Raw genomic sequence first — 26705 nt, 5'->3', positions numbered from 1 at the left:
GAGGCACGGCGTGCGTCCGGCAGTGGGCACGACCGTCTCAGGTGGTGACGTCCAGGGCCTCGGCGACCAGCGCCTCCAGGACGGTGCGCACCACGGGCCGGACCGCACGGTCGGGGCGGACCAGCGCCTCGATCCGGCGCCCCGCGCGCACGTCCGCCAGCTCGGCCAGGTGGAACCGGCCGGACGCCCGGGTACCCGAGGTGTAGCGCGGCACGAGCGCGACGCCGTGGCCCGCGGCGACCAGGTTCTCGATGACGGGCAGGTGGATCGTCCGGAAGGCGACGCTCGGCGGTGCGTCCGACGCCGCTGCCATCGCCTGCAGGACCCGGTCGATCGGGTACCCCTCCGGCACGCCGATCCAGGTCTCGCCGACGACCTCGTCGATCCCGACGCGCTGACGACCGGCGAGCCGGTGCCCCGGCGGCAGGGCCACGTCGAGCGGTTCACGCAGGAGCGGGACCGTCTCCACCGATCCCTGGTCCGCCGGCCGCACCCCGTCCGACCGGTGTCCGACGACGATGTCGTGGTCGGCGGCGAGGGGTGCGAACTCCCCCTCGCTGACGTCCACGTCGACGAGGGCCAGCTCGATGCCGGGGTGCGCGCGCATCCGGGTGAGGACTCCGGGCAGCAGCAGTTCGGCCGCCGACGGGAAGATCGCGAGGTCGACGCGGCCCGTCGCGCCGCCCAGGTGCTCCTGCCACGCGGCGTCGACCCGGGCGATCGCCGTGGCGACACCGGTCGACAGTCCGGCCAGCACCTCGCCGTGGGCGGTGAGCCGGACGCCGCGTCCCACGCGCTCGACGAGCGGGACGCCCACCTGCCGCTGCAGCGTCTGCAGTTGCTGCGACACCGCGCTGGGGGTGCGGTGCGTGGCCTCGGCGACGGCGGTGACGCTGCCGCGTTCGGCGAGCTCGCGGAGGACGGCGAGCAGGTGCACGTCGAAGTCGACCATGCAGGGAGGCTACAACGTCGGTTGCGAACAATTCGCTGGTCCTACACCTTCGCAGCCACCACGATCGGAGCATGACCACCCGTGACCGCCTCCTCGCCCTGGTCGTCGCCGTCGTCTGGGGCCTGAACTTCCCCGCGACGGCGCTCGCCCTCGAGCACTTCCCGCCGTTCCTGCTCGCGGCCCTGCGGTTCACGATCCTGGCGATCCCGACGCTGCTGTTCGTGCCGCGGCCGAAGATCCCGTTCGGGCGATTGCTGCTCGTCGGGTTCGGGCTCGGCGTGCTGCAGTTCTCGTTCCTGTACCTGAGCATGGCGTCGGGGATGCCGTCCGGGCTCGCCTCGCTCGTGCTGCAGGCCTCGGCGCCGTTCACGGTCGTGCTCGCCGGGGTGTTCCTGCGCGAACGACTCACCGGCCGCCAGGTCATCGGCGTGACGATCGCGGTCGCAGCCCTCGGTCTGATCGCCCTGCACCGGTCACAGACGGCGGCCCTGCTGCCGGTGGTGCTGGCGCTGTGCGGCGCCCTCGGGTGGGCGATCGGCAACGTCGCGACCCGGCGAGCAGGAGCCGCGAACCCGCTGCACCTGACGCTCTGGTGGTCGGTCGTGCCGCCGATCCCGATGGCAGTGCTGTCGTTCGTGGTCGAGGGGCCGGACCGCATCGGCACCGCACTCGGCACGGCCTTCACCGCCGAGGCCCTGCCGGCCGACCTCGGCCTGCTCTACATCGTGCTGGTCGCGACCCTGGTCGGCTACGGCATCTGGTCGCGGCTGATGGCGACCTACCCGTCGAGCACGGTCGCCCCGTTCTCGATGCTCGTGCCGGTCGTCGGTGTGCTCGCGTCGTGGGCGGCCTTCGGCGAGATGCCCGACCTGGTCGAGGTGCTCGCCGGCGCCGTCGTGGTCGGGGCGGTGCTGTGGTCGTCGCGACCGGCACGCGCGTCGGGTCCGTCGCACTCGCCGCCTTCCGCGGTCCCGGTGCCGACGCCGGTCGACGGGATCCCGGTGCCGGCGCTCAGCCCCGGTGCTGGCGACGCTCCGCGATGATCCCGGCGAGCGCACCGCGCAGGTGCGGGTACCGGAACTCGTAACCCGCCTGGGTCAACCGCGTCGGCACCACCCACCGGCTCTTGAGCACCAGTTCGGTCTCGGTGCGGATGGCGAAGGAACCGACCTCGAGCATCCACCGCGGCGTCGGCAGTCCGAATCGGCGCCCCACGGCATCGCGGATCGTCGCCATCACGGTCCGGTTGTCGGACGGGTTCGGGCTCGACACGTTCACCGGCCCCTCGAGCTCCGGGTGGTCGCGGACGAACCGGATCGAGCCGAGGACGTCGGCGATGTGGACCCAGCTGAACCGCTGTCGGCCGCGGGTCGGCCGGTGGTGGTGGTACGTCCCCGCCCGCAGCCGGGAACGCGTCGGCACCCAGGCGCCGTCGTACTGCGGCCCGCCGAGGCCCGTCTGCGCCAGCCGGAGGAGCGGCACGAGCGCGCTGCCGTCGCCGAACACGATCGCCATCCGGAGCGCCACCCGGCGCGTCGACGGCAGGTCGGCGCCGAAGAAGGCGTCCTCCCACGCGCGTGCCACCGAGACCGAGAAGCCCTCGCCGAGTTCGCCGGACAGTTCGTCCTGTGGGCGGTCGTCGGCGTGCCGGTAGATCGTCGCGGTCGAGGCGTTCAGCCACAGCGGCGGCGGGTGCTCGGCGGTGCGGATCGCCTCGGCGAGCTCGAGCGTGGTGTCCACCCGGGAGCGCATGATCTCGGCGCGGTTGCGTCGGCCGTACCGGCAGTTGACGCTCTTGCCCGCCATGTTCACGACGAGGGCTGCACCGTCGACGAGCTCGCGGATGCGCAGGGTGTTGCCCCACACCGCGTCGCCCGTCCGGCCGACCGTGACGACCTGGTAGCCCTCTTCGGTGAAGGCGTCCCGCAGGTACTGCCCCACGAACCCGCTCGCTCCCGCGATCACGACGCGGCCCTTCTGGTCGCTCATCTCATCCCCGTTCCCTGTCCGGCGCGATCTCGTACCGGAACGCCCCCTCGTACCGGTACAGCGTGCCGAGTACCGGCGCTGCGAGCACCAGGGACACGCGCTGCAGGTCGGCTTCGTCATCGAATCGTTCCGTCAGCGTCACACGTGGTGACAGGGCGGCCGGGAGGCGCACCTCGCGTCCCAGCGCACGGAACGTCACGCGCGTGGAGACCAGGCGCAGGGCGCCCGCATCCGGCCCGTGCGCGTCGACCTCCGCCCGGAGCCGGGCGCTGACGCGCCCGTGGCGACCGAGGTGGTCGACCAGGCCGTCCGGTTCGGCGGTGATGGCGTCCACCATCGTGCGGCTGCCGGAGCGGAACCGGAACGTGCGGTGCGCGCGGACCGCGGGGCGGGCCTCCCGTCCGGCACGCCCGCGACGGACGTGTGCCGGGCGGTTCTCGACCGTGAACGGGACGTCCCGTTCCCAGACCGGGAACATGACGGAATCGCGGGCGAACCAGGCGAGCAGCGGCCACAGCCACCGGCGCGGTGTGCCGACGACGTCGAACACCCCTGCACCGCGGCCGACGTGGCCGGGCGGGATCGCGCCGAAGTACGCCGTCAGCCGCGGGTGCAACCGGGCCAGCACGTCGGATGGTGTGGACAGCTCGTAGGGCGACCGGGTCACGTCCCGATCCTGGCATGTCGTCGGTGCGGATCCCTACGATGTGGCACATGGGTCACGACCACGGAGCAGGGCACTCGCACGGGCACGCGTCCGAGCGCGCGCTGCTCATCGCGTTCTGCATCTCGGCGACGATCCTGCTGGCCGAGGTCGTCGGCGCCGTCGTCACCGGCTCCCTCGCGCTGCTGGTCGATGCCGGGCACATGGTCGTCGACACCGGTGGGCTCGGCATCGGACTCGTCGCGACCCGGCTCGCCCGCCGCAGCCCGACGACGCAGCGCACGTGGGGCTTCCAACGTGCCGAGGTGCTCGGTGCCACCGCCCAGGCGGCGATCCTGCTCGCGGTCGGCGTCTTCGTGATCATCTCCGCGATCCAGCGGCTGTTCGTGCCCGCCGAGATCCACTCCGGGCCACTGCTCGTGTTCGGCATCATCGGACTCGTCGGCAACCTCGTGGCGTACGGCGTGCTGCTGCGGGCCTCGGGCGAGGGGTTCACCTCGCGCGCCGCCCGGCTCGAGGTCCTCAACGACACCCTCGGTTCGGTCGCCGTCATCGTCGCCGCGGTCGTGCTCATGCTGACCGGGTGGGAGCGTGCGGACTCGGTCGCGGCGATCCTCATCGGCCTGCTCATCCTGCCGCGGGCGATCCGGCTGCTGCGCGAGACCGCGAACGTGCTGCTCGAGTCGACGCCGCCGGGGCTCGACCTGGACGACGTGCGGGGACACATCCTCGAGCTCGAGCACGTCATCGCGGTGCACGACCTGCACGCGACCCTGGTGGCGACGGGCGTCCCGAACCTGACCGCCCACGTGGTGGTGGACGACGAGTGCTTCTCGACGGCGCACGCTCCGCGGATCCTCGACGAGCTGCAGCAGTGCGTGGCGGAGCACTTCGACGTGCCCGTGGAGCACTCGACCTTCCAGCTGGAGCCCGCGTCGCACCGGCGGCACGAGCACGAGGTGCACGCGTAGGCTGCGTCGCTGGCGGCTGGCTGGCGCACCTGTCGACGCGGAACGACTTCGCCGACGTCGTACGACATCGGCTTCGTCGTTCGTTGCACGCGCGCACTGTTGCCGGTGCCCCGAGACGACATCCTCGACGTCGTACGACATCGAGAGTGTCGTTCGGGGTCGGCGGACGCACTCACCCGCGCCCGCCGTGCCCGCGTCAGCAGTCGTCGGTGCGCGTCGGGTACGCCGTGATGACACGGTCGGTGGTGGCGGAGACGATGACCTTCACGAACGGGTCTGCATCGGGACGCGACCCGTCGTCGAACCGCACCGGTGCCGCGTAGCAGACCTTGCCGTCGCCGGCGTCGACCGGGAACCCTGCTCGCGGCGACACCAGCGCCGTCTGCACGGCCGTGAGCATCGCGTCGTCCCAGTCGCGGGAACCGTGGCCGGACACGACCTCCTGCCAGTCGGCGGTGTGCCGCTGCCGGATGTGCTCGTAGCCCTGTGCCGACGTGCCGCACTGCAGGGTGACCCGGCCGAGCGCCGCGGTGTCGTACTGGGCGACGGCCGCCTGGGTCGTGGAGTCGCACCGCGCCAGGGTGGTGTCGCCGGGCAGGTCCGGCCCGGTGCGGGTGATCGTGACGGTGCCGTCGCCGGAGGCGGTCGGCGCGTCGCTCGGCATCCCGGAAGTCGATCCGGCACCGATGGTCGGGTCGTCCGCGCCCTGCCGCGCCGTCAGGAACAACCCGCCGGCGAGGAGACCGGCGGCCACCACGGCCGCGATCCCCGTGATCACGGGACGGTTGCGGTTCTGGGGCACGCGCCCAGTATGCCGGGCGCGCGACCCGGACGACGGAACCGAGTTCCGGGATGCGTCGGGCGGACGGGAGGCCCGCCCCGCGTCAGGCGCGCGCGGCCAGTCGGGTGCCGGCGATGACGGCCAGGACGGCGACGAGCACCACGTACCCGATCAGGACGGGCAGGGTCGGGATCACCAGGAGCGCCGCCCCGACGGCCACGACCGGCACCGTCAGCCCGGCGTAGGCGATGAGGAACGTGGCCGCGAGCACCCCGCCCCGACGCTCGGGACCGACCAGGGCTCCGGCGCTCGCGATGCTGGCCCGGAAGAGCAGCCCGACCCCGGCGCCCGCCACGACGCCACCGCCGATGAAGCCGGCGACCTGCAGCAGGACCGCGGCGACGGCGAGCACCGCCAGGCCGCCGACCAGGAGCACCATGCCGAGTCGGATCTGCGTGCGCTGCGTGAGTCGGGCGAACACGATCTGCGAGACGGCACTCGCGGCGAACACCCCGAAGGTCGTCGCACCGGCCGCCAGTCGGTCGGTGACGTGGAAGGTGGTGCCGAGGAACGTCGGGGCGACCGAGGTGAAGAGCCCCTGGACCGCGAGGGCCGCGAACGCCGCGGCACCGGCTGCCCAGAACGCGGCGGCCTTGCCCTCGGGTGCCTGCATGCGCTGCGGGCGGTAGGGCACGCGGGTCTCGGGGCGGGCGACGGTCTCCGGCACGACGAGGACGAGCACGAAGGCCACGGCCAGGGCGACGACGAACACGACGTACGGCACCATGAGCGGCGCTCCGACGAACTCGGCCAGTGCACCACCGACGAGGGCGCCGAGTGACAACCCGCCGAGGTTGACGGCGCCCGCTGCCACGCTCGCGCCCTTCGCCGAGTCGGACGAACCGGTCGCACGGACCCGGAGCTCCCCGAGGTGGGCGGTCGCCGTGGCGGTGAGCGTCCCGACGCCGAGGCCGGTCACGAGACGCGCGACGATCAGGCCGGTGACGTCGTTCCAGACCAGGAACAACACGGCGGCGACGAGCTCGAGCGCGATCGACACGAGGATGAGCGGCTTCCGCCCGTGCACGTCGCTGAGGTGTCCGGCCAGGTACAGGGACCCGACCACCCCGACGCCGTACGCGGCGAAGATGATCGTGGTGGTGAACGTCGGGAAGCCGTCCCGTGCCTGGTAGATGACGTACAGCGGCGCGGGGACGGTCGCGAAGGCCATCACCGACAGGAACGCGAAGGCGACGGCCCAGAAGCCGAAGCCGTGGCGCCGACGGGTGTGCGCACGACGGCCACGGGGGGCCGGGACCCGCTCGCTCGCGGGCGCGGATGCGGGGCGGGGAGCGCGCCCGTCGGGGTGTCGGTCACGGTTGACATGCTCCGATGATCGCGCGGCCTGTGCATCGAGTCCAACGGATGCTCTTGATGCCGCCCATCGATCGGATCGATGATGGGGCGATGGAGACCCGCCTGCTCGAACAGTTCGTGACCGTCGCCGCCGAGGGCAGTGTGACCCGCGCGGCCGAACGGCTCTGGGCGGCGCAGTCCACGGTGTCTGCGGGGATCGCCTCGCTCGAGCGGACCTTCGGCGTGCGGCTGTTCGACCGCACCGGACGACACCTCGTGCTCACGACCGCCGGCGAGGACCTGCTCCCACACGCCCGCGCCGTGCTCGAGTCGCTCGACCGGATGCGCGACCTGGCGACCGTGGACGACGCCGATCTGCGCGGACGGGTGCGGCTCGGCATCTTCACGAGCATGGACATCGTCGATCTGACCGGCGTACTGCAGCGGTTTCGGCGGCGGCACCCGCTCGTCACCGTGGAGCTCATGACCTCGCCGTCCGGCACGACCGGGCTCGTGCAGGACCTCGTCGCCGGGCGGCTCGACCTCGCGTACACGGGGCTGCCGACGGTGCCGGCGGGTGTGGTGGTCGAACCGTTGCGCGAGATGCCGTTCCGGGTCTTCACGGCGTCGGACCACCCGTTGGCCGGGCGCCGCTCGGTGTCGCTCGCCGACCTCGCGGACGAACCCTTCGTCGACACCGCGCACGGGTTCGGCAACCGGATCATCCTGGACGCCGCACTCGAGCGGCTCGGGATCCGACGGCGGATCGTCGCCGAGATGAACGACATGCCCGCGGTCATCCGGTTCGCCTCGGCGGGGCTGGGGGTCGGGGTCGTGCCGGACTCCGGAGTGCGGCACGACGGCGCGGTCGTCGAGCTCGAGGACGCGGTCGAACCACTCCGCATCGGCCTGGCGATCCGCACGAGTCCGGAGCCGAACCGTGCGGTCCGGACGCTGGCGCGCGACATCGTGGCCGCGCGCGTCGTCTGACGCGGCGCCGGTGGGTGGACCCCACCGACGGACAGGAGACACGGGGCGGGTCCGCCACGAGCCTCCTGGCCGTCAGTCCCCCCACACCTCCCCGACGACCGCACCCAGCAGGTTGTCGGTCGGGAAGCCGATCTGGTCGACGACGACGTAGGTGTCGCCGCGGACGTACAGGGTGTACGCCTTGGCGGCGCCGTCGTCGAGGGTCGCTCGGAGCTGACACAGCGTGCCGTCCGGTCGCTCCGTGCAGGTGCCGCCGGCCTCGTCACCGAACGTGTCGACCTGGTCCCGGGCCTGCTCTGCGGTCGTGGTGAAGACCGTGACGTACAGCACCCCACCGTCCGCACCCGGCGCCCGCCATTCGCAACTCAGCCCCGTACCGGCGATGCCGCCGCCGTCCGTCGAGTCATCGACGTCCTGATCGGTCGCGGTGATGTCCCCGAAGAACCGGGAGTACTCCGACGCAGGCACGACCGCGCGGCAGTCCGTCGGGATCGTGGCGGTGGTGTTCAGCGGCGTCGACGTCGCGGTGGGGCGGGGTGTGCCGGTGATCGGGGCCGAACTCGGGATGGTGGCCGTCGGCGAGGGCTCGGGCGCCTGCGTCTGGGTGGGTGCGGCGACCGGGGTGTCCTGCTGCGAGAGCGTCAGCGCGACGGCTCCGGTGGCGGTGCCGACGGCGAGCAGCGCGACGACGCCGATCACGATCCCCGACCGACCACGACGGCGCTTCGGACGCGGGGTGGCACGTTCGAGGACGTGCTGCTTCATCGAGACGAGCATGCGCTGCAGGTCGTCTCCCTCGGGAGGCTCAGTGTTCATCGTGCATCACCACCTTCTTGAGTCGGCGTCGGTTGCGGGAGACCCGCTGGGTAACCGCCCCGACGCTGAGGCCCAGCAGCTCGGCGGCCTCGGCGTAGGAGTGCCCCTCGAGCAGGCAGAGCTCGCAGATGCGGCGGTCGACGTCGGGGAGTGCGGCGATCTCCGTCCGGACCCAGCGCAGGGTCTCGCGGGCCTCGTCGTGCTCGGCCGGCGACGAGAGGTGCTCGGGGAGCTCGTCAGCGCGCCGACGGGCCTGCTTGCGCCCGGTGTTGAACGCGTGGTTCCGGCAGACGACGAGCAGCCAGGGCAGCACGGTGTCGGCCGGGAGCTCGAGCGCCACCGCCCGCTGCCAGAGCGTCAGGAACGTGTCCTGCACGATCTCCTCGACGTCGGACCGGTCGTCGACGAGTGCCCAGGCGTACCGGGTGAGCGTGGCGGCGTAGCGGTCGAACACCCGTGCGAGCGCACCGGTGTCCCCCTGCGCGATCGCACGGACGAGTCCTTCGTCCGTGTCGGTGCCCGTCGTCACGTCCACATCCCACCTCCTTCACCCAGAGGTGTCGGCAGGACGCGCGATCCTGACAGGACCGTGGCGGAAACGTGATCCCGGGCGTGTCCCTGACCGCGGTGCGATCGGCGGCGCCCGCCGTGCATCAGTGGAAGTCGTCGCCCTCGCCGTCGCCGGGCGTCTTGTGCCCGCCGAGCATGTCGTTGTCGTCCTGGTCACTGGTCGACGCGAGCTGGAGCATCGCCAGCACCACGACGACGACGATGAACGCGACGCCGAGGAAGATCACGGCCAGCTGCAGTTCCCGCGTCGAGAACAGCACGACGAGCCCGGTGAACACCGCGATGATCGCGGAGATCCCGAGGAGCTCGACCGGGCGCAGACGGTCACGACGGCTGGGGGTGGTCATGCGTGTGGTGCTCCGTCCGGGGCGACGGCCGGCGTGGCCGTACCCCACTTGTGCGAGAGGCCGGCGATCACGTGGAAGACCGCCGTGATGGCGAGGTAGGCGCCGAGCAGGCCGACCAGGACGATCGAGGCGTCCAGCGTGCCGGTGACCTGCTCCACACCACCGAGCTGCTGCGAGTAGTCCGGCGGGGTGATGAGGAAGGCGATCGCGAGCAGCAGGGTGAGCGCGCCGATCGTGGTCCAGTCGCGCGCGAAAGGGGAACGACGACGAGCCCGCAGACCCTGTGCCAGCTCGAGCGCCCCGGTGAGCACCGCGAAGGCGACGATGACCGAGATGAACGCCGGCAGCCCGAGGCCGTTGCCGGCGAACCCGACGACGGCGGCGAGCAGGGTGATGACGGCCTGCAGCAACGTGGTGCGGCGGGACCGACCGTCGAGCGGGAGCCGCGCGACGCCGGCCCACAGGAGCACGAGCCCTTCGACCAGCGCGAAGCCCGCGAACAACAGCAGGCCGTAGCCGGCGGCGTGGTTCGTCGAGAAGGTGATGACGAGCGCGACGACCGCGGCGGGCACCGCCCGGAGGATCGGGATCGGCCAGTACCGCGCGCGTTGGGTCGCCTCGCTCACGGTGGTGGCGTCGTCCACGGTGTCGGACACGGGACCTCTTTCAGGCATGCGGATCGTGAGATCGATCCTACCGCCGCGGTGGCAGCCGACCGACCGCCGGGGGTTGCGCAGCACTGAGGATGCTCGAATGCCGGCCGGGGTGGCGTCGCCCGGACGACGCCACCCCACCGCTGGATCAGGACCGGGGCTGGTCGTCCGTCACCACCGACCGCCGTCCACGCCGACGAGCGAGCCACCAGCAGGTCGAACCGGCCGTGACGACCACCGCGGCGAGCGCGGCGACCAGCCCGAGGTCCTCGACGCCGGTGTAGGCGAGGGCGCCCCGTGCGGCCTGCGGCGCCGCGTCGGTGACGGGGCCACGGGGACCCCGGTCGCCGTCGCCGTCGTCACCGCGGGGAGCATCCGGCACCGATGCCGCGTCGTCGGGGCCGGGCGCCGGGGTCGGGAACGGGCTCGGCGCGGGACCCTCGTCGTCCTGGTCGACGACGATCGCGACCTCGGTCGACGGGTCGCCGCCGTCCGGGTCCGTCGGGGAGGTCGCCGTGGCCACGTTCACCACGTCGGACCCGTCGCCCCCGTACTCCGGGTCGAGCACCGCCCGGAGCCGGAAGTCGTGGGTGTCCCCCACGGCGAGCGCGACCTCGGAGCGGCAGGTCACCCGCTGCCCCTCGGCCACGCATTCGTCGTCGGACCCGACGAACCGCATCGCGTCGGGCAGGTCGTCCACCGCGCCGACCTGCTGGGCGACCGCTGGTCCGCGGTTCCGGGCGGTCACGGTGTACACGACCTCGTCGCCGGGCTCGACGGTCGTGGGTGAGACGGACTTGTCCGTCTCGACGTGCGCCGCGGCCACGGCCGTCACGGCGGTGGTGCTCGCCCGCGAGGTGTTGTCGGCCTCGTTCGTGTCGGACATCGACGACGGCGGTGCGATGGTCGCGACGCTCTCGAGCGGCCCCTCGGCACCGTCGGCGATGCGCCCCTCGACGGTGACGACGGCTGATCCGCCGCGGGGCAGGGCGAGGTCCGTCTCGACGTCGCCCGCGCCTGAGGCGACGGCGCAGCCCGAACCCGCTGCCGGCGCGCAGGTCCAGGTGGCGTCCTCGATGCCCTCGGGCACGTCCACCCGCAGTGGGCTCGGCTCGGCGTCGTTCGGACCGGGGTTCCGTGCGGTCACGGTGTAGCGGACGGGGCTGCCGGCGACGGAGGTCGCGGGCAGGTCGTGCTCGACGGACAGGTCCGCCGGCTTCCGGACCCGGAGGGCGTCGATCTCGTGCGTGTTCACGTGGCTGCCGGTGGCGCCCGCGAACCCGAGCCGCAGCGTGCTCGGCATCGGCACCTGTCCGTCGCCGTGCAGCGGGACCCCGTCGAGCACGGTGCGCATCACCTGACCGACCTGCAGCCGCACCGTCAGCGTGAGCTCGCCGTCCTCGCCCGGCAGCAGCGTGACGCGGACCGTGCGCGGCGTCGAGCCGGTCGTCACGGTGCCGCCGGGTGCCGGAGCCCCCGCGACGTAGCGGTAGCCGTCGTTCTCGTTGCCGGACCCGCGGACCACGACGTGGTCGGCCTGCGCGCCGGGGCCCGAGCCGTTGATCCGCGACGAGAAGTTGCCGTAGTGGTCGATCGCGATCGCGGCGAACCCACCCGGGACCCCGGGCAGGTCGCACGGCTGTCCGCCACCCTCGGTCTGCGTGCTCCGGCAGGCGTACCCGAGGCCGGCGCCGAACGCCCCGACGCCCTGCGCGGCGGCGCCGTCGGCGAGGAAGAGCAGCAGGCCGTCCGCGCCGGGGTCGTCCTCGTCGGTGTGCATCGCGTAGTCGAACGCGATCTCGAGCCCGGTGTCCGACGGGAACGTGTCGTTCGTCGACCACGCCCCGGCCTGGTTCCGGACGTCGTCGGTCAGGCGAAGACGGTCGTCGACGATCGCGGCGTCACCGCTCAGGGTGCCACCGGCCGCGCTGGTGAACGAGTTGTCGTAGGGGAAGTCGAGTGCCGCCGCACTCGAGCCGGTGGGCAGGATCGCAGGAGCCGCGAGGACGGCGAGGGCGGTCAGCGCGGTGCACACCGTCGCGAAGCGACGGGCAGCCCGCGACCGGAGCGGGTCCGGGACGGATGTCGGAGCAGTGGGTTCTGTCATGTCCCGATCGTCGCGATCGAGCGGCCACCGCAGGTCGGACCGAAGCCGATCTGTGGAACGCAGCCACGGGCCTCCTGGCTGTGGAGGAAGAACGGACGGAGCCGGTCCGCTCAGGCCAACCAGACCGTCGTCTCGCCCGGCAGCACGCCGGCCGCGGCACCGAGCGGCCCGGACGCGACCACGACGTCCCCCGACGGCAGCGGCACGGGCGTCGTGCCGAGGTTCGTGACCGACCGCCACCCGTCGTGCCGGGCGAAGGCGACCACGTCGTCGGGGGCGTCCAGCCAGGTGAGCTCCTCGCCCTGCTGCAACCGGCGACGCGCGTCGAGCGCCTCCCGGTACAGCGTCAGGGTGGACGCGGGATCGCCGTCCTCCGCCTGCACCGACGACGACCCGAAGTCAGCCGGTTGCGGCAGCAGCGGCGCGACCTCCCCGAAACCGAACGACGGCCCGGAGGTCGTCCACGGGATCGGCACACGGCACCCGTCCCGGCCCTTCACGGTGTGTCCGGAGCGGAGCCACTTCGGGTCCTGCAGCTGGTCACGCGGGATCGCGGCGGCCTCGTGCAGGCCGAGCTCCTCGCCCTGGTAGACGTACGACGACCCGGGCAGCGCGAGCATCAACAGGGTCGCGGCGCGGGCTCGGCGCAGGCCCCGCTCCCGGTCGAGCTCGGGCGTGGTGCCGTCCGTCAGGAGCCACGCGTCGGTGTCGGTGTCGTCCGGCAGGCCGTACCGGCTGGCGTGTCGCACCACGTCGTGGTTCGACAGCACCCAGGTACTCGACGCGCCGGACTGCTCGGACGCCGCCAGGTTCCGCTCGATGATGCTCCGGAACGCAGCGGCCTCGAACGGTGCCTCGAGCAGGTCGAAGTTGAACGCCTGCCCGAGTTCGGTGGGCCGGGCGTACAGGACGCGTCGCGGTGCCGGCGCCCAGGCCTCGGCGACGGCGGCCCGGGGCGGGTCGTACTCGTCGAGCACGGTGCGCCACGACGCGAAGATCCCGTGCACCTCGTCGCGGTCGTACAGCGGGTCGGAGCCGTCGAGCGGCAGCGCGTGCTCGTTCGATGCGCGGTACGGCGTCGACAGGTCCTTCGCCAGGCCGTGTGCGACGTCGACCCGGAACCCGTCGACCCCGCGGTCCGACCAGAAGCGCAGCGTGTCCTCGAAATCCGCACGGACGGACGGGTTCGACCAGTCCAGGTCGGGCTGCTCGGGCGCGAAGAGGTGCAGGTACCACTGACCGTCCGGCACCCTGGTCCAGGCGCTTCCCCCGAAGTTCGACACCCAGTCACTCGGCGGGAGTTCCCCGGCGGGACCGCTTCCGTCGCGGAACACGTACCGCGCCCGTTCCGGCGACCCCGGCGCGGACGCGAGCGCCGCGCGGAACCACTCGTGCTCGTCCGAGGTGTGGTTCGGCACGATGTCCACGATCACCCGCAGGTCGTGCTCGTGCGCGGACCGGAGCAGGGCGTCCAGGTCCGCGAGCGAGCCGAGTCGCGGATCGACCGCCCGGTAGTCGGCCACGTCGTACCCGCCGTCGGCGAGGGGTGACGGGAAGAACGGCGAGAGCCAGAGGGCGTCGACGCCGAGCGCCGCCAGGTAGGGCACGCGGCTGGTGATGCCCGCGACGTCGCCCAGGCCGTCGGCGTTCGAGTCCGCGAAGCTGCGTGGGTAGACCTGGTAGACGACGGCGTCGCGCCACCAGTCCCGGTTGGTCGTGCGGGGCGTGCTGGCCGGCGTCCGAAGCGTGCTCACGTCGCCACCGTACCCAGCGGTCTGGGAATAGCACGCCGTACGCTCGGATTGGTTGTCGCAGACACCTTTCCGTCCCAGAACAACGTCTCGAACCAGAAGGATCACCATGACGAACGTCCTCGCACTCGTCGGCAGCCTCCGCGCCGACTCCATCAACCGCAAGCTCGCCGAGGCCGCGGCACACCACGCGCCGGAGGGCATCGAGGTCACCACGTTCGACGGCATCGTCGACCTGCCGTTCTACAACGAGGACATCGACGGCGACACCCCGCCGGCCGCAGCCGTCGCCTTCCGCGACGCGATCGCCGCCGCGGACGCCGTCCTGCTCGTCACCCCCGAGTACAACGGCACGATCCCGGCCGTGCTGAAGAACGCCCTCGACTGGGCATCGCGTCCGTTCGGCGCCTCGCCGCTGTCCGGCAAGCCGCTCGCCGCCATCGGTTCCGCGTTCGGGCAGTACGGCGGCGTGTGGGCCCACGACGACGCCCGCAAGGTCGCCGGCATCGCCGGCGCGAAGGTGCTCGAGGACGTCAAGGTCGCGATCCCGCAGTCGGTCGTCCGCTTCGCGGAGACCCACCCGCGCGAGGACGCCGAGGTCACCTCGCTCGTCCAGGGCGCGCTGAACGCGCTCGCCGACGCATCGACCGAGCAGGCCGCCGCGTAGAGCGTCCGGGTGCGGTCGACCGCACCACAGGACGGACGGGAGGCCCGTGGCGACCCCGCCACGGGCCTCCCGTCCTGCACGCGCGAACGGAACAGGCACACCCACAGGAATTCGCTAGACGGCCTCCATACGAGACGGACTAGCCTGTGGCAATGGCAACGCAGGAGATCACCGAGGCGTCCGGGTACTGGTTCCCCGACGACGACGCGACCCAGCGCGGGGTCGCCGTGCTCAACGCCCTGCGTCGCTACCGGGCCGCCGAGACCGCGATGCGCCGCCGCACCCGCGACTCGATGGGCATGGGCGAGACCGACCTGCTCGCCGTGCGATTCCTGCTGCAGTCGCAGCGCTCGGGCCGCAGCGTCAGCCCCAAGGACCTCGCCGCCTACCTGAAGATCTCGTCGGCCTCGACCACGATCCTGATCGACCGCCTGGTGAAGTCGAACCACGTTCGCCGCGACCCGCACCCCACCGACCGTCGAGCGCTCGTGATCACCCCGACGACCGAGACCGACGACGAGGTCCGCGCGACCCTCGGCATCATGCACCGCAGGATGATGTCGATCGCCGAGGGACTGCCCGCGTCCGAGGCCCGCATCGTCGCGTCGTTCCTCGAGCAGATGCGCGGCGCCGTCGACCAGGTCGACCCGGCACCGGCGCACTGACCGCCGCGAGCACGCCCCGGGGGACAGTGCAGTTCCGTGCGCACTGAGAGTGGTCTCGGCCGCACCGCGTAGACCAGAAGGGTCACCGACGCGAAAGGAGCCACCACCATGCACGCTTCGGACAAGATGGCCAAGAACCTCCAGGCGGTCCTCGTGGACCTCATCGACCTGCACCTCCAGGGCAAGCAGGCCCACTGGAACATCCTCGGCACGAACTTCCGCGACCTGCACCTGCAGCTCGACGAGATCGTCGACGCCGCACGCGAGTTCGCCGACGACACGGCCGAGCGCATGCGCGCCCTGTACGCCGTGCCGGACGGACGCTCGAGCACGGTCGCGGCGTCGAGCCACCTCGACCAGTTCCCCGACGGCGAGATCACGACGCACGACGCCATCGACCAGGTGACGCTCCGCCTCTACCAGGCGACCGGCACCATGCGCGACGTGCACGACGAGGTCGACGAAGAGGACCCGACGACCGCGGACCTGCTCCACGGCTTCATCGAGCGCCTCGAGCAGCTCGCGTGGATGGTCTCGGCCGAGAACCGCGCACCGAGCACGCCGCTGGCCTCCGCCACGACGCCTGCCGTCGCCGACGCCTCGGCGCACGCCTAGCGGGCCCCGTGGACCTCGGCATCCAGGGCAAGACCGCTCTCGTCTTCGGTGCCGACTCCGGCATCGGCTGGAACACGGCTCGCATCCTCCTGGCAGAGGGTGCGACCGTGGTCGTGAGTGACCTCGACCAGGCGCAGCTCGACAACAGCGCCGACCAGCTCGAGGCGCCGCTCGGCAGACTGCACGCGTTCGCCGCCGACGTCACGAGCGCGGCGAGCCTGGCGGACCTGCACGGCAAGGTGCGGGACGCCGTCGGCGCGATCGACATCCTGGTGCAGTCCTCGGGCGTCACCGGCGCGCAAGGGCTGTTCCACGAGATCGACGAGCAGGGCTGGGCCGACACCATCGACGTCGACCTGATGGGTCCTGTCCGCATCACGCGCGAGTTCATCAGCGACCTGCGGCAGGGCGGTTGGGGCCGGATCGTGTACCTCGTGTCCGAGGACGCCTCGCAGCCCTACGACGACGAACTGCCCTACTGTGCCGCGAAGGCCGGGGTCCTGTCGTTCGCGAAGGGCCTGTCGCGCACCTACGCGCAGGAGGGCGTGCTCGTGAACACCGTCAGCCCCGCCTTCATCCACACGCCCATGACGGACGCGATGATGAACAAGCGGGCGAAGGAGACGAACCAGAGCTTCGACGACGCGATCACGAGCTTCCTCGACGAGGAACGTCCCTACATGGAGCTGAAGCGCCGCGGTGAGCCGGAAGAGGTCGCGAACGTCATCGCGTTCCTCTGCTCCGACCTGGCGAGCTTCGTCAACGGCTCCAACTACCGGGTCGACTCCGGCTCGGTCGCCACGATCTGACGCCAGGAGGCACCGTGACCGACTACCGATACCTCATCATCGGCGGCGGGATGGTCGCCGACGCCGCCGCCCGCGGTGTCCGCGAGCTCGACGCCGACGGCACGATCGGCATCCTCAGCGAGGACGTCGATCGGCCCTACGCCCGCCCGGCCCTGTCGAAGAAGCTGTGGACCGACCCGGACTTCAGCTGGGACGAGAAGGTCGACCTGCACACCGAGGAGACCGGGGCGTCGTTCGTCCTCGGGATCGCGGTGACGGGGATCGACCGTGCCGCGAAGACCGTGACCACGGCCGACGGCCAGACCCACGGCTACGAGCGGCTGCTCATCGCGACCGGCGGCAAGCCCCGCGGGTTGCCCGGTCTGGAGCCCTCGGACCGGGTGCTCGACTACCGCAGCGCCGACGACTACCGGAAGCTCCGCGAGCTCGCCGACGCCGGGGCGCACGTGGTCGTCGTCGGTGGCGGCTACATCGGCCAGGAGATCACCGCCGGGGTCGTGCAGAACGGCGCCCGCGTCACCCTGGTCGACCCGGACGAGGTCGTGGGCGGACGGATGTTCCCGGACGACCTCGCCCGTGCCTTCCAGCAGCGCTTCGTCGACGCCGGCGTGGACCTCCGACTCGGCCGCCGGGTCGAGTCCGGCACGCAGACGGCCGACGGGGTCACGCTCACGCTCGACGACGGCTCCGTGCTCGAGGCGGACGCCGTGGTCGCCGGACTCGGCATCGAGCCCGCCACCCAGCTCGCCGCCGACGCCGGCCTGACCGTGCGCGACGGCATCGTCGTCTCGTCGACGCTGCTCACCGACGACGACTCGGTCTTCGCGGCCGGCGACGTCGCCGAGTACCCGGACCGGATCCTCGGGACCCGCCGGGTCGAGCACGTCGACAACGCGCAGCAGCAGGGTCGCCAGGCCGGCCGGAACCTCGCCGACGCCGACGAGACCTACGACCACACGCCGATGTTCTACTCCGACGTCTTCGACATGGGGTACGAAGCGGTGGGGCAGGTCGCCACGAAGCTCCGCACCGTCGAGGACTGGCAGGACCCGACCGTCACCGGCGTCGTCTACTACCTGGACGACGACGACCTCGTGCGCGGCGTGCTGCTCTGGAACGTGTGGGACAAGACCGACGAGGCCCGCAAGGTCCTCGCCGAGGCGCACGCGCTGACGCCCGACATGCTGCCGGGCCGCATCACGGCCTGACCGGCGCACAGGTCGCCCTGGACGCGACCGACGGGAGGCCCGGTGCCGGTTCACGGAACCGGCACCGGGCCTCCTGTGCGTCGCGAGCAGTACCCGGTGTCAGCGGTTCGGGTCGGCCTCGGGTGCGACCGCGTCGACGACCGCCTTGCGGTCGGCAGGGTCGACCGGCAGGTCGTCCCCGTCGGCCATCGCGACCGCGTGGGCGGACTTCGCCGCCTCGAGCGTCTCGTCGTCCTTCCTCGCCATGCCGACCAGTTCGACGAAGCGCGACTTCACGAGCATCCACGCCTCGCTCGGGCTGAGACGCGACAGGTCCGAGGCCGTCGAGTCGTCGCGCACCCGCTGCAGCGAACCGACCCCGCGGTCCGGCAGCCGGTGGTCGACGTGCGCGACCGCCAGCTGCGCGACCGCGTCGGCCTGGGCGTGCATCACGGAGTGGGCGCCGTCGACGACCTCGCGCAGCACCGCGTAGGGGAACACCCGCGCGAGTCGGCGGATCCAGTCCCGCGGGACCATCGCGTCGTGCTCGCCGCGGACGATGAGCGTGCGCGCCTGCACGTGGGCCGCGCGCTCCTCGATCGGGAACGCGATCATCCGGGGCAGCACCTTCGAGAACCAGTGCCAGCCACACAGCGCGTACGCCGTGATGCCGTGCCAGCGGACCGCCGAGGGCTCGTGCAGCGTCGAACGGAGGAACCGGAACGCGGACTGGCGGACCGTGCGCGCGTGCGAGTCGACGACCGGGCTGATGAGCACGAGGTCCGAGATCTCCGGGTGACGCGCCGCGACCTCGGTCACGACCTGGGTGCCCATCGAGTGGCCGACCAGGACCGGGTCGACCAGGCCGAGGTCGTCGATGACCTTCTCGACGGCATCGGCGTAGCGCTCGATCGAGACCTTCCCGCGGAACCGGGGGACGCCCGCGAAGCCGGGCAGGTCGAGGGCGTGCACCGGGCCGTTCTCGTTGAGGTGCGGGGCGAGCCGCTCGTAGTAGGTGGCCGCGATGCCGAGGCCGGCGACGAGCAGGAACGCCCGCTCCCCCGGCTCCCCGATCGAACTCACGCGGACGTACGTGCCGTCGACCGCGACCCGGTCCACCTCGACGGTGACGTCGGCGTCCTCCGCCTTCGCGAGTTCGCCTCCCGGGTCCGGGGTCGCTGCCGTGCGCTCGTCGTTCACGTGGGTCTCCTCGGGTCGGGCGAGCGCCCACGATACCTGCGGACCCCGACGCTGCGTGCGCTCCCGCCCGGTCAGCCGCTGAAGGTGTTCGCGGGGAACCCGTGCACCCGCGTCGGCACGGCCAGGATCGCCCCCGAGGACGGGTGCTGCTCCAGCTGCTCCTCGGTGAGGTTCTCCCGCGCCGAGGCGACGAACAGCGTCGACATGTCGGGGCCGCCGAAGGCCACCGACGTCACGTTCGGGGTCGGCAGCTCCACCGTCTCGAGGTGCGATCCGTCCGGGCCGTACCGCTCCACCCGGCCGCCGCCGTAGATCGCGCTCCAGGAGCAGCCCTCGTCGTCGCGGACCAGACCGTCGTGGGCGTGACCGACGACGAACGGTTCGAGCTCGCCGAGTTCGCCGTCCGGACCGTACGACCCACGGTAGATCGTCGATGCGCTCGTGTCGGTGACGTACATCACGGTGCCGTCGTCCGACCACTCGAAGCCGTTCGTCACGCCGAAGCCGCCACGGAGCAGCCGCGTCGTGCCGTCGGCCTCGACCGAGTACAGCGCGCCGTCCGGCTCGCCCGTCGTCAGGTTCATGCTGCCGACCAGGAACCGGCCGAACGGGTCGCACTTGCCCTCGTTGAACCGGAGCCCGGCCGTGGCGTGCTCGACGCGGGTGAGTTCACGCTCGATCGCCCCGTGCTCGTCCGTCACGACGACGGTGTCGCCGAGGGCCGCGACGAACCCGCCGGAGGCCCGCGGCTGGAAGCTCGCCAGCGGCGGTGGGAGCGGGACGGTCGACACCACGGTGCCGTCGGACTGCGCGGTGACGAGGGTGCCGAGGGTGATGTCGGTCCAGCGGAGGAGCTGCGCCGACGGATCCCACACGATGCTCTCGGCGAGGACCGCCCGGGCGTCGGAGAAGACGGTCACGGGTCCGGTCGTCGCGCTGGTGCTCATCGGACCGGTCTACCGGCGTCGGCTCCGTGCTCCCCCAGACGGACTGAGCTCGCCCGGCACGTCAGAGGCGGGCGTACCGCGCGCGGAAGAAGCTGTAGACGCCGAAGGCGAGGAACCCGATGCCGATCGCGACCAGGACGAACACGCCGCCGGGCATCGAGCGCACGGCGTCGAATGCCGCGTCGAATCCCGTCGCCTGGTCCGGGTCGCTCCGCAGTCCGGCCACACCGATGAGCACACCGACGATGACCACGGCGATGCCCTTGCCGACGTACCCGACGACCCCGAGCACCGTGACCACCCGGTCGAGGGCACCGGACGGTCGGGTGATCTGCTTCCGGAACGTCCGCCGGCATCCGATCACCACGAGCCCGATGCCGACGGCGACCGCGATCGCGCCGGCGAGGAGCAGCACGAACACCCCGCCGGGCGTCGCGAGGGTCTTCGCCGCGGCACTCTGCGACGAGCTGCTGGAACTCGACCCGGCACCGAGGGCGTACGACGCCGACGAGTACGCGATGATGCCGTAGACAACGGCCTTCGCGACGTCCTTCGCCCGGGCGAGCCACCCGCGCGTGCTGTCCGACCGGCCGCCGACGACGGCCTCGACGATCAGCCGCACGGTGAGTGCTGCCGTGCCGATCGCGATCAGCCAGAGCAGGAAGACCCCGCCCGGAACGGCGGCGATCTGCTGCAGTGCTCCGGACTGGTCGGTCTCACCGCCGGAGGACGCGTTGCCGATGCCGAGCAGGATCGCGAGGTACCCGATCAGCAGGTGGACGATGCCGCTGCCGACGAAGCCGGCGCGAGCGGTCAGCTCGAACCAGCGGCTGTCCGCCGCTCGTCGGACCTGTCGTCCGGTCTCCCGTGCTGCGTGCTCTGCTGTGTCGCTCATCCGGTCAAGCGTGCCCGACGCGGGCCGGTCTGTCCGGGCCGCGCCGGGCAGTGGACGCTGCCCGGCACCAGACGGGAGGCGCGGGGCGGGTCCGATCCGCGCCTCCCGTCTGCACCGTCGTCAGCGCACCCACCAGGCCGCGCCGACCAGGGTGCGCCGCCCCCGACGGCGCTCGCCGCGCCGCGCTGCGGCGACCGCCGCAGCGACGTCCCCGGTGTTGCCCGTGGCACTCCAGCCGTCCGCCGTCGCGACGATCCACGAGTGCTTCGAGTCGATGAGGACGAAGCCGCCACCGAGGATCCCGACGAACATCTCGTCGACCGCCTCGAGCAGGGTCTCGGAGCCGTCGTCGCACGCATCGCACCCGCAGTTCGGCTGTGATCCGACCACGGCAGCCGGGTCGCCGACGGAGAGGTCGACGGCGGTGCCCGGGAGACCGTCCATCGACCTGACGTCGACGTCGAGCGACAGCGCGCCGTCGACGGCCGGGACGAGCCGGAGGACGCCGTCGGGCCGCGTGGTCCGCTCGGCCAGGCCGAGGTCGACGAGCACCTCGACCCAGACGGCCACGCGCGCACCGATCACGAGGTGCCGCTCGGGGTCGGTGACGCGGGAGTACTCCTCGTCCAACGGATCGCGGTCCGGATGCGGGGCCGGCCACGAGACGTCACGCTCGGGCCGCGCCACCCACGCGGACTCGACGGCGCGCAGGACGTCGGGCAGGGTCGCGACCGTCACGTCAGTCCCCCTTCACGTTGACGACCTGCCGCAGCGTGTGCCGGATCGACACGAGGTCCGACGCATCCGCCATGACCTGGTCGATCGGCTTGTACGCGCCCGGGATCTCGTCGAGGAACGCGTCGGTGTCGCGGTACTCGATGCCGACCATCGCCTCGCGCAGCTGGTCGTGCGTGAAGGTCCGCCGTGCGGCGCTCCGCGAGAACAGCCGGCCGGCACCGTGCGGCGACGACTCGAGCGACGGCTTGTTGCCGAGGCCCTCGACGACGTACGACGCCGTGCCCATCGACCCGGGGATCAGCCCGGCCTGTCCGGCCGTCGCCTGGATCGCTCCCTTGCGGGACACCCACACGGACTTCCCCCAGTGCATCTCGCGCTGCGTGAAGTTGTGGTGGCAGTTGATCCGCTCCTGCTCGTCGACGGGGGTACCGACGACCTCGGACAGCTGCCGCGCGACGCGGTCCATCATCTCCTCGCGGTTGAGCAGGGCGAAGTGCTGTGCCCACCGCAGCTCGGCGATGTACCGGTCGAACTCCGGCGTGCCCTCGACCAGGTAGGCCAGGTCGGGGTCCGCCAGCTGGATCCACCAGCGCTCCATCAGCCGCTTGGCGACCGTGATGTGCCGCTGTGCGATCTTGTTGCCGACGCCCCGCGATCCGGAGTGCAGGAAGAGCCAGACCCGGTCCTGCTCGTCGAGGGAGACCTCGATGAAGTGGTTCCCGGAACCGAGCGTGCCGAGCTGGTTGCGCCAGCCGCCGTGCGCCTGCGCGGGGTCGAACCCGGCGGCGTCGGCCATCGCCTCGAGCTCGGCGATCCGCGGCTCGGCGGTCGCGACGATCGTGCGGTTCGACGCGCCCGCCGACAGCGGGATCGCGCGCTCGATCTGCTCGCGCAGCTCCTGCAGGTCGTCGGGCAGGTCGGCCTCGGTGAACTGGGTCCGGACCGCGATCATGCCGCAGCCGATGTCGACGCCGACGGCAGCCGGCATGACCGCGCCGAGCGTCGGGATGACGGAACCGACGGTGGCGCCGAGGCCGAGGTGGGCGTCGGGCATCAGGGCCAGGTGCGGGAACACGAACGGCATGCGTGCGGTCGTGCGGGCCTGCTGCTCGGTGTTGTCCTCGAGCATCGAGGCCCAACTCAGCAGCCGGTCGTTGATCTTCTTCATTGCTTCGTCTCGCTTTCAGGACGGTCGTCTGGACGGTCGTCTGGACGGTCTTCGATGACGGTCCGGACGGTGTCCGGCCTGCGCTCCGGGCGACGTCGAGCGCGACGTGGCGAGGATGAGCAGGACGACGAACGCCCCGGGCCGGGTGGGCACGGGGCGTCGTGGGACGTTCCGTGCCTACGCGGGATAGCGGAGGGACCACTGCTGCTGCGGTTCGGGCAGCACGGCGGTCGCGTCGAGCTGGAGCTCGACGCGCTCCTCGTTGTGCTGCACGGCGCGCATGCGCGGTCCTTCCGGTGTGCCCGGGGCGGGCGTTCCTGCCGGCGGCGTTGATGCCGCTGGCGTTCCTGCCGGCGGCGTTGATGCCGCTGGCGTCCTGCCGACGACGTTGATGCCGCTGGCGTCCTGCGGATGGGCAGGAGAGCGACAGTAGTGCGACACGCCCGGGGTGCGCAACTCACCCGGGCGTGTCGCGGGTCGTGCACAGCTGTGGGCCCGTTCCGTGTCCTCCACAGCGGGGTACGTCCGCCTGATGGTCGTGCCTCGGGCCAGGGCAGTCTGGGTGCATGACGGAGCGCACCGAAGACACCCTCGACGCGGTCGACACCCACGCACGCACCGACGGGTACGCCCCGCTCCGCACCTACGGCGCGATCGGCGACGGCCGGACCGTCGCGCTCATCGCCCGCGACGGGCAGATCGACTGGCTGCCGATCCCCTCGATGGACTCACCGCCCGTGTTCGCGCAGATCCTCGACGGCGAACACGGCGGCCACGTAGCGCTCCGGCCGGTGGACCGGTCGGCCGAGGTCACCCGCGAGTACCTGCCCGGCACCAACGTGCTCGTCACGACGTGGACGACACCGTCCGGGCGGGTGACCGTGACGGACGCGATGGTCACCGGCGTCGCCGGCCGCCTGCCGTGGGCCGAAGTCGCGCGCTGCGTCCAGGGGGTCAGCGGCTCGGTGGAGTTCGAGTGGGCGGTGGTGCCCGGCACCCTGCTGAACACCGCTGAACCGAAGCGCCTCGACACCGCGAACGGCGCCGTCATCGGCATCGACGGCATCACGATCGCGATCGTCGAGCAGGGGTTCGACCCGGTGGACGACGACCGCCCACGCTTCTCCGGCCGGTTCACCACCGGCGACGGATCGAAGCACATCCTGACCATCGTCGGCACGCACGACGAGCCGATCTTCATGCCGCGGCCGGAGAGCGCACTCGCCGCGATGGACCGCACGATCGACAACTGGGCAACCTGGTCGGAGGAGTTCTCCTACGACGGCCCGTGGGCCGAAGCGGTGCAGCGCAGCGCCCTCGCCCTGAAGCTGCTCATCTTCTCGCCGACCGGAGCGATCGCAGCAGCGCCGACCACGAGCCTGCCCGAGGACCGGACCGGCGGCAAGAACTGGGACTACCGGTTCGCCTGGGTGCGCGACCTGTCGTACACCGTGCACGCCCTGACCCGGTTCGGCCTGCGCGAGGAGACCCACGCGGCGGTGTCGTGGGTGATGCGCACCATCGCCGAGCACGACGAGGACATGCCGATCTTCTACGAGCTCGACGGCACGAAGAGCGACGACGTCGAGGAGCGCGACGTCCCCGGGTGGAACGGCATCGGCCCGGTCACGGTGGGCAACCGCGCCGGCGACCAGCTGCAGCTCGGGGTCTGGGGCGACGTCTTCGAGATCCTGCGCCAGTACGTCGCCGCCGGCAACGTCCTGGACCGGAAGACCGCGGCCGTCCTGCAGCAACTCGCCGACGACGCCTGCCACCGGTGGGAGGAGGCGGACTCGGGCATGTGGGAGCTCGAGGACACCCAGCACTACGTCACGAGCAAGATCGGCTGCTGGCAGGCACTCGACGCCGCAGTGGACCTCCACGACGCCGGCATGATCGACGGACCGCGCGAGAAGTGGATCGAGAACCGCGAGCTCATCGAGCAGTGGGTCGCCGAGCACGGCTGGGACGAGGAACGCGGTCACTACGTGATGTACCCGGGCTCGGATGCGCTCGACACGTCGATCCTGCTGCACGCGATGAGCTCCTTCGACCGCGGCCCGCGCATGGCGTCGACCATCCGGGCGATCGAGGAGCACCTGCAGCGCGGGCCGCTGGTGTACCGCTACTCGGGCATCGAGGACGAGGAGTCACCCTTCGTCGCGTGCTCGTTCTGGCTCGCTGCTGCGATGGCCTGCACGGGCCGGATCGACGACGCACGGTCCCTGATGGACGAGATGGTCGGCCAGGCGAACGACGTCGGGCTGTTCAGCGAGATGATCAGCGAGGACGGCTCCTTCATGGGCAACCTCCCCCAGGGGCTGTCGCACCTGGCGCTCATCCAGGCAGCGCTGACCATCGAGGAACTGACTGGCGAGGACGACCGCTCGGAGTGATCATGGAGGGGTCATGAACGACGTCGATGCACGGATGGACCGGCTCCGCAGGGCCGCTCGCTACCGCTACCAGCAGCTGGTCGACAGTGAGATCGAGCAGGGGTCGCTCGACCCGGACGAAGTGCGTGAGGAACGCCGACTACTGAAGGCGGCCGACGTCGCCGCGCACGCTCGGGCGCAGATCGAGGAGGCCGAGCGCCGCGGCGTCTTCGAGGGCAATCCGTACCACGGCAAGCCCCTGCCCGGGAACGACGGGCAGCACGACCCGGACTGGTGGATCCGCTCCAAGATCGAACGCGAGGACATCCGCGGGATCGCTCCGCCCGCCCTCGCACTCCGCACCGAGGACGCGGAACTCGACGATGCCCTCGACGCACTGTCGACCGAGTCCGACGTGCGCGATGTCCTGGTGGACTTCAACGCCCGGGTGAAGGAAGCCCGACGCCAGCTGCTCGGTGGGCCGCCGGTCGTGACGCCGCTTCGGGACGTCGACGACGAGGTCGTCGCGTGGCGTGACCGCCGGGAGGCCCGTCTCGCTGAGGCCGCAACGGCTGCGGCTGCACTGGCAGCCGGGTCTGACGACGGACGTCGCCGGTGGTGGCGCCGGCGTCACTGAACGCGCAGAAGGGCCGTCCCGGTTGCCCGGGGCGGCCCTTCTCTTGTGCTGCGGTGGTGCGGTGGTGCGGTGGTGCGGGGTGTTACTTGATCTGTGCGGTGATGGTGGCGGTGCCGACGAGGAGGCCGCGCTTGACGGCGTCGGTGCCGAAGGTCTTGTTCAGCAGGCCGGCGGCGTCTTCGGAGACGTGGACGGTGGTGCCGGTCAGGATGGCGTTGTCGCCCTCGAGCTGGAGGGGCTTGAGCGAACCGCCCCAGAGCTCGAACAGGAACGCGTTCGACGCGGCGACCTTGCCGTTGACCAGGACGTCACCGTAGAGCTTCGAGGAGCCCGGGTTCACGACGAAGTTCTCGAGCGTGACGGTGGTGTCGCCGGCCTTCAGGGTCAGGCCGGAGTCGTCGTGGTTGAGCAGGCCCTGCACGTAGGGCTTGTAGTTGCCGTCCGGCGACCAGTACGTGACCGACCCGGCGGTGATCGGGAACGACACCGACCCGTCAGCGAGGGTCGCGTCGCCGGAGACGCCGGGGGTGAGCTTGAGGGCGGTGAGGGCGTCGGTGAAGCCGGAGTCGAGCTTCACGGCGGTGGAACCACCGAGGACCTCGGGGACGGAGGCGACCGGTGCGGGGATCTTCGACGACGACGACGAGACCGTGTGGATCGCCGGGGTGGAGGCCTGGGCGGAGGAGATGCCGAACGCGGCACCGCCGAGCACGAGGGCGCCGGTCGTGGCGAGGGTGATGGAGGTCTTCAGGCTCTTGCGCATGGTGATCATTCCTTTGCTGTGTGGGCACCCCGGCCGACGGCCGACGCATGCTCCTGTGCGTACGCTGAACAACGGCCATGTCTGACCGGAGA

The 26705-nt window shown here is 71.8% G+C and carries 27 protein-coding genes; 10 read left to right on the top strand and 17 right to left on the bottom strand.

Features of this window, described 5'->3' with window-relative positions; all coding sequences use genetic code 11:
• Window positions 1-37: 37 nt before the first annotated feature.
• Entirely contained in the window at window positions 38-952 is a 915-nt protein-coding gene (locus tag ABH929_RS04155) for a LysR family transcriptional regulator (RefSeq protein WP_263092077.1), read from the bottom strand.
• A gap of 71 nt (window positions 953-1023) precedes the next feature.
• Here ABH929_RS04155 and ABH929_RS04150 point away from each other — a divergent pair, with 71 nt between their 5' ends.
• A complete protein-coding gene (locus ABH929_RS04150) occupies window positions 1024-1995 on the top strand; it encodes an EamA family transporter (RefSeq protein ID WP_404560235.1) in 972 nt (323 codons plus the stop codon).
• On the opposite strand, the gene ABH929_RS04145 is transcribed toward ABH929_RS04150, so the two are convergent.
• Both ABH929_RS04145 and ABH929_RS04140 read right to left on the bottom strand, forming a co-directional pair.
• A complete protein-coding gene (locus ABH929_RS04145; RefSeq protein ID WP_404560234.1) occupies window positions 1964-2941 on the bottom strand; it encodes an epimerase in 978 nt (325 codons plus the stop codon). The two genes, ABH929_RS04150 and ABH929_RS04145, sit on opposite strands and share 32 nt — an antisense overlap.
• 1 nt (window position 2942) lies before the next feature.
• Window positions 2943-3608: a DUF4166 domain-containing protein gene (locus ABH929_RS04140; protein ID WP_404560232.1), complete on the bottom strand. Its 666-nt coding sequence runs from the start codon at window positions 3606-3608 to the stop codon at window positions 2943-2945.
• A 47-nt stretch (window positions 3609-3655) separates the two neighbouring features.
• On the opposite strand from ABH929_RS04140, the gene ABH929_RS04135 reads away from it, so the two are divergent.
• Complete coding sequence (locus tag ABH929_RS04135; RefSeq protein ID WP_404560231.1) at window positions 3656-4576, top strand: cation diffusion facilitator family transporter; 921 nt, start codon at window positions 3656-3658, stop codon at window positions 4574-4576.
• Between the two features lie 196 nt (window positions 4577-4772).
• Here ABH929_RS04135 and ABH929_RS04130 read toward each other — a convergent pair whose 3' ends face one another.
• Window positions 4773-5378 carry a hypothetical protein gene (locus ABH929_RS04130; protein WP_404560230.1) on the bottom strand — a complete coding sequence of 202 codons (606 nt, stop codon included), beginning with the start codon at window positions 5376-5378 and terminating at the stop codon, window positions 4773-4775.
• Between the two features lie 82 nt (window positions 5379-5460).
• Window positions 5461-6588: an MFS transporter gene (locus tag ABH929_RS04125; RefSeq protein ID WP_404560228.1), complete on the bottom strand. Its 1128-nt coding sequence runs from the start codon at window positions 6586-6588 to the stop codon at window positions 5461-5463.
• Between the two features lie 236 nt (window positions 6589-6824).
• Between ABH929_RS04125 and ABH929_RS04120 the strand changes: the two genes are divergently transcribed.
• Window positions 6825-7703: a LysR family transcriptional regulator gene (locus ABH929_RS04120; RefSeq protein ID WP_404560227.1), complete on the top strand. Its 879-nt coding sequence runs from the start codon at window positions 6825-6827 to the stop codon at window positions 7701-7703.
• A gap of 72 nt (window positions 7704-7775) precedes the next feature.
• Here the strand turns inward: ABH929_RS04120 and ABH929_RS04115 are convergent, their stop codons facing one another.
• The 6 genes from ABH929_RS04115 to ABH929_RS04090 all read right to left on the bottom strand — a co-directional run bounded on the left by ABH929_RS04115 (window position 7776) and on the right by ABH929_RS04090 (window position 13950).
• A complete protein-coding gene (locus ABH929_RS04115) occupies window positions 7776-8519 on the bottom strand; it encodes a hypothetical protein (RefSeq protein WP_404560226.1) in 744 nt (247 codons plus the stop codon).
• Window positions 8509-9048 (bottom strand): RNA polymerase sigma factor, encoded by a 540-nt coding sequence (locus ABH929_RS04110; RefSeq protein WP_404560225.1) that lies wholly within the window; start codon window positions 9046-9048, stop codon window positions 8509-8511. Before ABH929_RS04110 ends, ABH929_RS04115 begins: the two co-directional genes overlap by 11 nt.
• 124 nt (window positions 9049-9172) lie before the next feature.
• The gene (locus ABH929_RS04105) at window positions 9173-9436 is read right to left on the bottom strand and encodes a hypothetical protein (protein ID WP_111086912.1); all 264 of its coding nucleotides are present in this window, start codon (window positions 9434-9436) and stop codon (window positions 9173-9175) included.
• Window positions 9433-10092: a DUF308 domain-containing protein gene (locus ABH929_RS04100; RefSeq protein WP_404560224.1), complete on the bottom strand. Its 660-nt coding sequence runs from the start codon at window positions 10090-10092 to the stop codon at window positions 9433-9435. The genes ABH929_RS04105 and ABH929_RS04100 overlap by 4 nt, the downstream gene beginning before the upstream one ends.
• A 145-nt stretch (window positions 10093-10237) precedes the next feature.
• Window positions 10238-12196: a hypothetical protein gene (locus ABH929_RS04095; protein ID WP_404560222.1), complete on the bottom strand. Its 1959-nt coding sequence runs from the start codon at window positions 12194-12196 to the stop codon at window positions 10238-10240.
• 110 nt (window positions 12197-12306) lie between these two features.
• The gene (locus ABH929_RS04090; RefSeq protein ID WP_404560220.1) at window positions 12307-13950 is read right to left on the bottom strand and encodes an alpha-amylase family glycosyl hydrolase; all 1644 of its coding nucleotides are present in this window, start codon (window positions 13948-13950) and stop codon (window positions 12307-12309) included.
• 106 nt (window positions 13951-14056) lie between these two features.
• On the opposite strand from ABH929_RS04090, the gene ABH929_RS04085 reads away from it, so the two are divergent.
• From ABH929_RS04085 to ABH929_RS04065, 5 genes are all read left to right on the top strand, one after another.
• A complete protein-coding gene (locus tag ABH929_RS04085) occupies window positions 14057-14614 on the top strand; it encodes an NADPH-dependent FMN reductase (protein WP_111086916.1) in 558 nt (185 codons plus the stop codon).
• A gap of 152 nt (window positions 14615-14766) precedes the next feature.
• A complete protein-coding gene (locus tag ABH929_RS04080; protein ID WP_111086917.1) occupies window positions 14767-15279 on the top strand; it encodes a MarR family winged helix-turn-helix transcriptional regulator in 513 nt (170 codons plus the stop codon).
• Window positions 15280-15387: 108 nt separating this feature from the next.
• Window positions 15388-15894, top strand: a complete 507-nt coding sequence (locus tag ABH929_RS04075) for a Dps family protein (protein ID WP_111086918.1) — start codon at window positions 15388-15390, stop codon at window positions 15892-15894.
• 8 nt (window positions 15895-15902) lie between these two features.
• A complete protein-coding gene (locus tag ABH929_RS04070; RefSeq protein WP_263092091.1) occupies window positions 15903-16703 on the top strand; it encodes an SDR family NAD(P)-dependent oxidoreductase in 801 nt (266 codons plus the stop codon).
• Between the two features lie 14 nt (window positions 16704-16717).
• On the top strand, window positions 16718-17911 hold the full coding sequence (locus tag ABH929_RS04065; protein ID WP_404560218.1) for an NAD(P)/FAD-dependent oxidoreductase: 1194 nt from the start codon (window positions 16718-16720) through the stop codon (window positions 17909-17911).
• A gap of 99 nt (window positions 17912-18010) precedes the next feature.
• Here ABH929_RS04065 and ABH929_RS04060 read toward each other — a convergent pair whose 3' ends face one another.
• The 5 genes from ABH929_RS04060 to ABH929_RS04040 form a co-directional block, all read right to left on the bottom strand.
• Window positions 18011-19090 (bottom strand): alpha/beta fold hydrolase, encoded by a 1080-nt coding sequence (locus ABH929_RS04060; protein WP_263092093.1) that lies wholly within the window; start codon window positions 19088-19090, stop codon window positions 18011-18013.
• Between the two features lie 71 nt (window positions 19091-19161).
• Window positions 19162-20037, bottom strand: a complete 876-nt coding sequence (locus ABH929_RS04055; protein WP_263092094.1) for an SMP-30/gluconolactonase/LRE family protein — start codon at window positions 20035-20037, stop codon at window positions 19162-19164.
• 61 nt (window positions 20038-20098) lie between these two features.
• Window positions 20099-20932, bottom strand: coding sequence for a DUF1206 domain-containing protein (locus ABH929_RS04050; protein ID WP_263092095.1), 834 nt, complete (start codon window positions 20930-20932; stop codon window positions 20099-20101).
• 120 nt (window positions 20933-21052) lie between these two features.
• Entirely contained in the window at window positions 21053-21670 is a 618-nt protein-coding gene (locus ABH929_RS04045; protein WP_404560216.1) for a DUF6226 family protein, read from the bottom strand.
• Window position 21671: 1 nt separating this feature from the next.
• The gene (locus ABH929_RS04040) at window positions 21672-22838 is read right to left on the bottom strand and encodes an RtcB family protein (RefSeq protein ID WP_404560215.1); all 1167 of its coding nucleotides are present in this window, start codon (window positions 22836-22838) and stop codon (window positions 21672-21674) included.
• A 566-nt stretch (window positions 22839-23404) separates the two neighbouring features.
• On the opposite strand from ABH929_RS04040, the gene ABH929_RS04035 reads away from it, so the two are divergent.
• Window positions 23405-25234, top strand: a complete 1830-nt coding sequence (locus tag ABH929_RS04035; protein ID WP_263092098.1) for a glycoside hydrolase family 15 protein — start codon at window positions 23405-23407, stop codon at window positions 25232-25234.
• 13 nt (window positions 25235-25247) lie between these two features.
• Complete coding sequence (locus ABH929_RS04030) at window positions 25248-25850, top strand: DUF1992 domain-containing protein (protein ID WP_404560213.1); 603 nt, start codon at window positions 25248-25250, stop codon at window positions 25848-25850.
• Window positions 25851-25932: 82 nt separating this feature from the next.
• Here ABH929_RS04030 and ABH929_RS04025 read toward each other — a convergent pair whose 3' ends face one another.
• Entirely contained in the window at window positions 25933-26613 is a 681-nt protein-coding gene (locus ABH929_RS04025) for a hypothetical protein (protein ID WP_131922103.1), read from the bottom strand.
• Window positions 26614-26705 lie beyond the last annotated feature (92 nt).

It is taken from the genome of Curtobacterium sp. AB7 (assembly GCF_044909335.1).
GTDB lineage: Bacteria > Actinomycetota > Actinomycetes > Actinomycetales > Microbacteriaceae > Curtobacterium.
Note: the sequence above shows the minus strand (reverse complement) of the source record. Positions and strands in the feature narration are given on the sequence as shown.

What these genes read in the sequence shown, in the direction of transcription:
- ABH929_RS04030 (WP_404560213.1), top strand. Translation starts at nt 25,248, where the DNA reads ATGAACGACGTCGATGCACGGATGGACCGGCTCCGCAGGGCCGCTCGC.
- ABH929_RS04105 (WP_111086912.1), bottom strand. Translation starts at nt 9,436, where the DNA reads ATGACCACCCCCAGCCGTCGTGACCGTCTGCGCCCGGTCGAGCTCCTC.
- ABH929_RS04135 (WP_404560231.1), top strand. Translation starts at nt 3,656, where the DNA reads ATGGGTCACGACCACGGAGCAGGGCACTCGCACGGGCACGCGTCCGAG.
- ABH929_RS04125 (WP_404560228.1), bottom strand. Translation starts at nt 6,588, where the DNA reads ATGGCCTTCGCGACCGTCCCCGCGCCGCTGTACGTCATCTACCAGGCA.
- ABH929_RS04055 (WP_263092094.1), bottom strand. Translation starts at nt 20,037, where the DNA reads ATGAGCACCAGCGCGACGACCGGACCCGTGACCGTCTTCTCCGACGCC.
- ABH929_RS04025 (WP_131922103.1), bottom strand. Translation starts at nt 26,613, where the DNA reads ATGCGCAAGAGCCTGAAGACCTCCATCACCCTCGCCACGACCGGCGCC.
- ABH929_RS04075 (WP_111086918.1), top strand. Translation starts at nt 15,388, where the DNA reads ATGCACGCTTCGGACAAGATGGCCAAGAACCTCCAGGCGGTCCTCGTG.
- ABH929_RS04150 (WP_404560235.1), top strand. Translation starts at nt 1,024, where the DNA reads ATGACCACCCGTGACCGCCTCCTCGCCCTGGTCGTCGCCGTCGTCTGG.
- ABH929_RS04080 (WP_111086917.1), top strand. Translation starts at nt 14,767, where the DNA reads ATGGCAACGCAGGAGATCACCGAGGCGTCCGGGTACTGGTTCCCCGAC.
- ABH929_RS04120 (WP_404560227.1), top strand. Translation starts at nt 6,825, where the DNA reads ATGGAGACCCGCCTGCTCGAACAGTTCGTGACCGTCGCCGCCGAGGGC.
- ABH929_RS04050 (WP_263092095.1), bottom strand. Translation starts at nt 20,932, where the DNA reads ATGAGCGACACAGCAGAGCACGCAGCACGGGAGACCGGACGACAGGTC.
- ABH929_RS04035 (WP_263092098.1), top strand. Translation starts at nt 23,405, where the DNA reads ATGACGGAGCGCACCGAAGACACCCTCGACGCGGTCGACACCCACGCA.
- ABH929_RS04155 (WP_263092077.1), bottom strand. Translation starts at nt 952, where the DNA reads ATGGTCGACTTCGACGTGCACCTGCTCGCCGTCCTCCGCGAGCTCGCC.
- ABH929_RS04085 (WP_111086916.1), top strand. Translation starts at nt 14,057, where the DNA reads ATGACGAACGTCCTCGCACTCGTCGGCAGCCTCCGCGCCGACTCCATC.
- ABH929_RS04115 (WP_404560226.1), bottom strand. Translation starts at nt 8,519, where the DNA reads ATGAACACTGAGCCTCCCGAGGGAGACGACCTGCAGCGCATGCTCGTC.
- ABH929_RS04145 (WP_404560234.1), bottom strand. Translation starts at nt 2,941, where the DNA reads ATGAGCGACCAGAAGGGCCGCGTCGTGATCGCGGGAGCGAGCGGGTTC.
- ABH929_RS04040 (WP_404560215.1), bottom strand. Translation starts at nt 22,838, where the DNA reads ATGAAGAAGATCAACGACCGGCTGCTGAGTTGGGCCTCGATGCTCGAG.
- ABH929_RS04095 (WP_404560222.1), bottom strand. Translation starts at nt 12,196, where the DNA reads ATGACAGAACCCACTGCTCCGACATCCGTCCCGGACCCGCTCCGGTCG.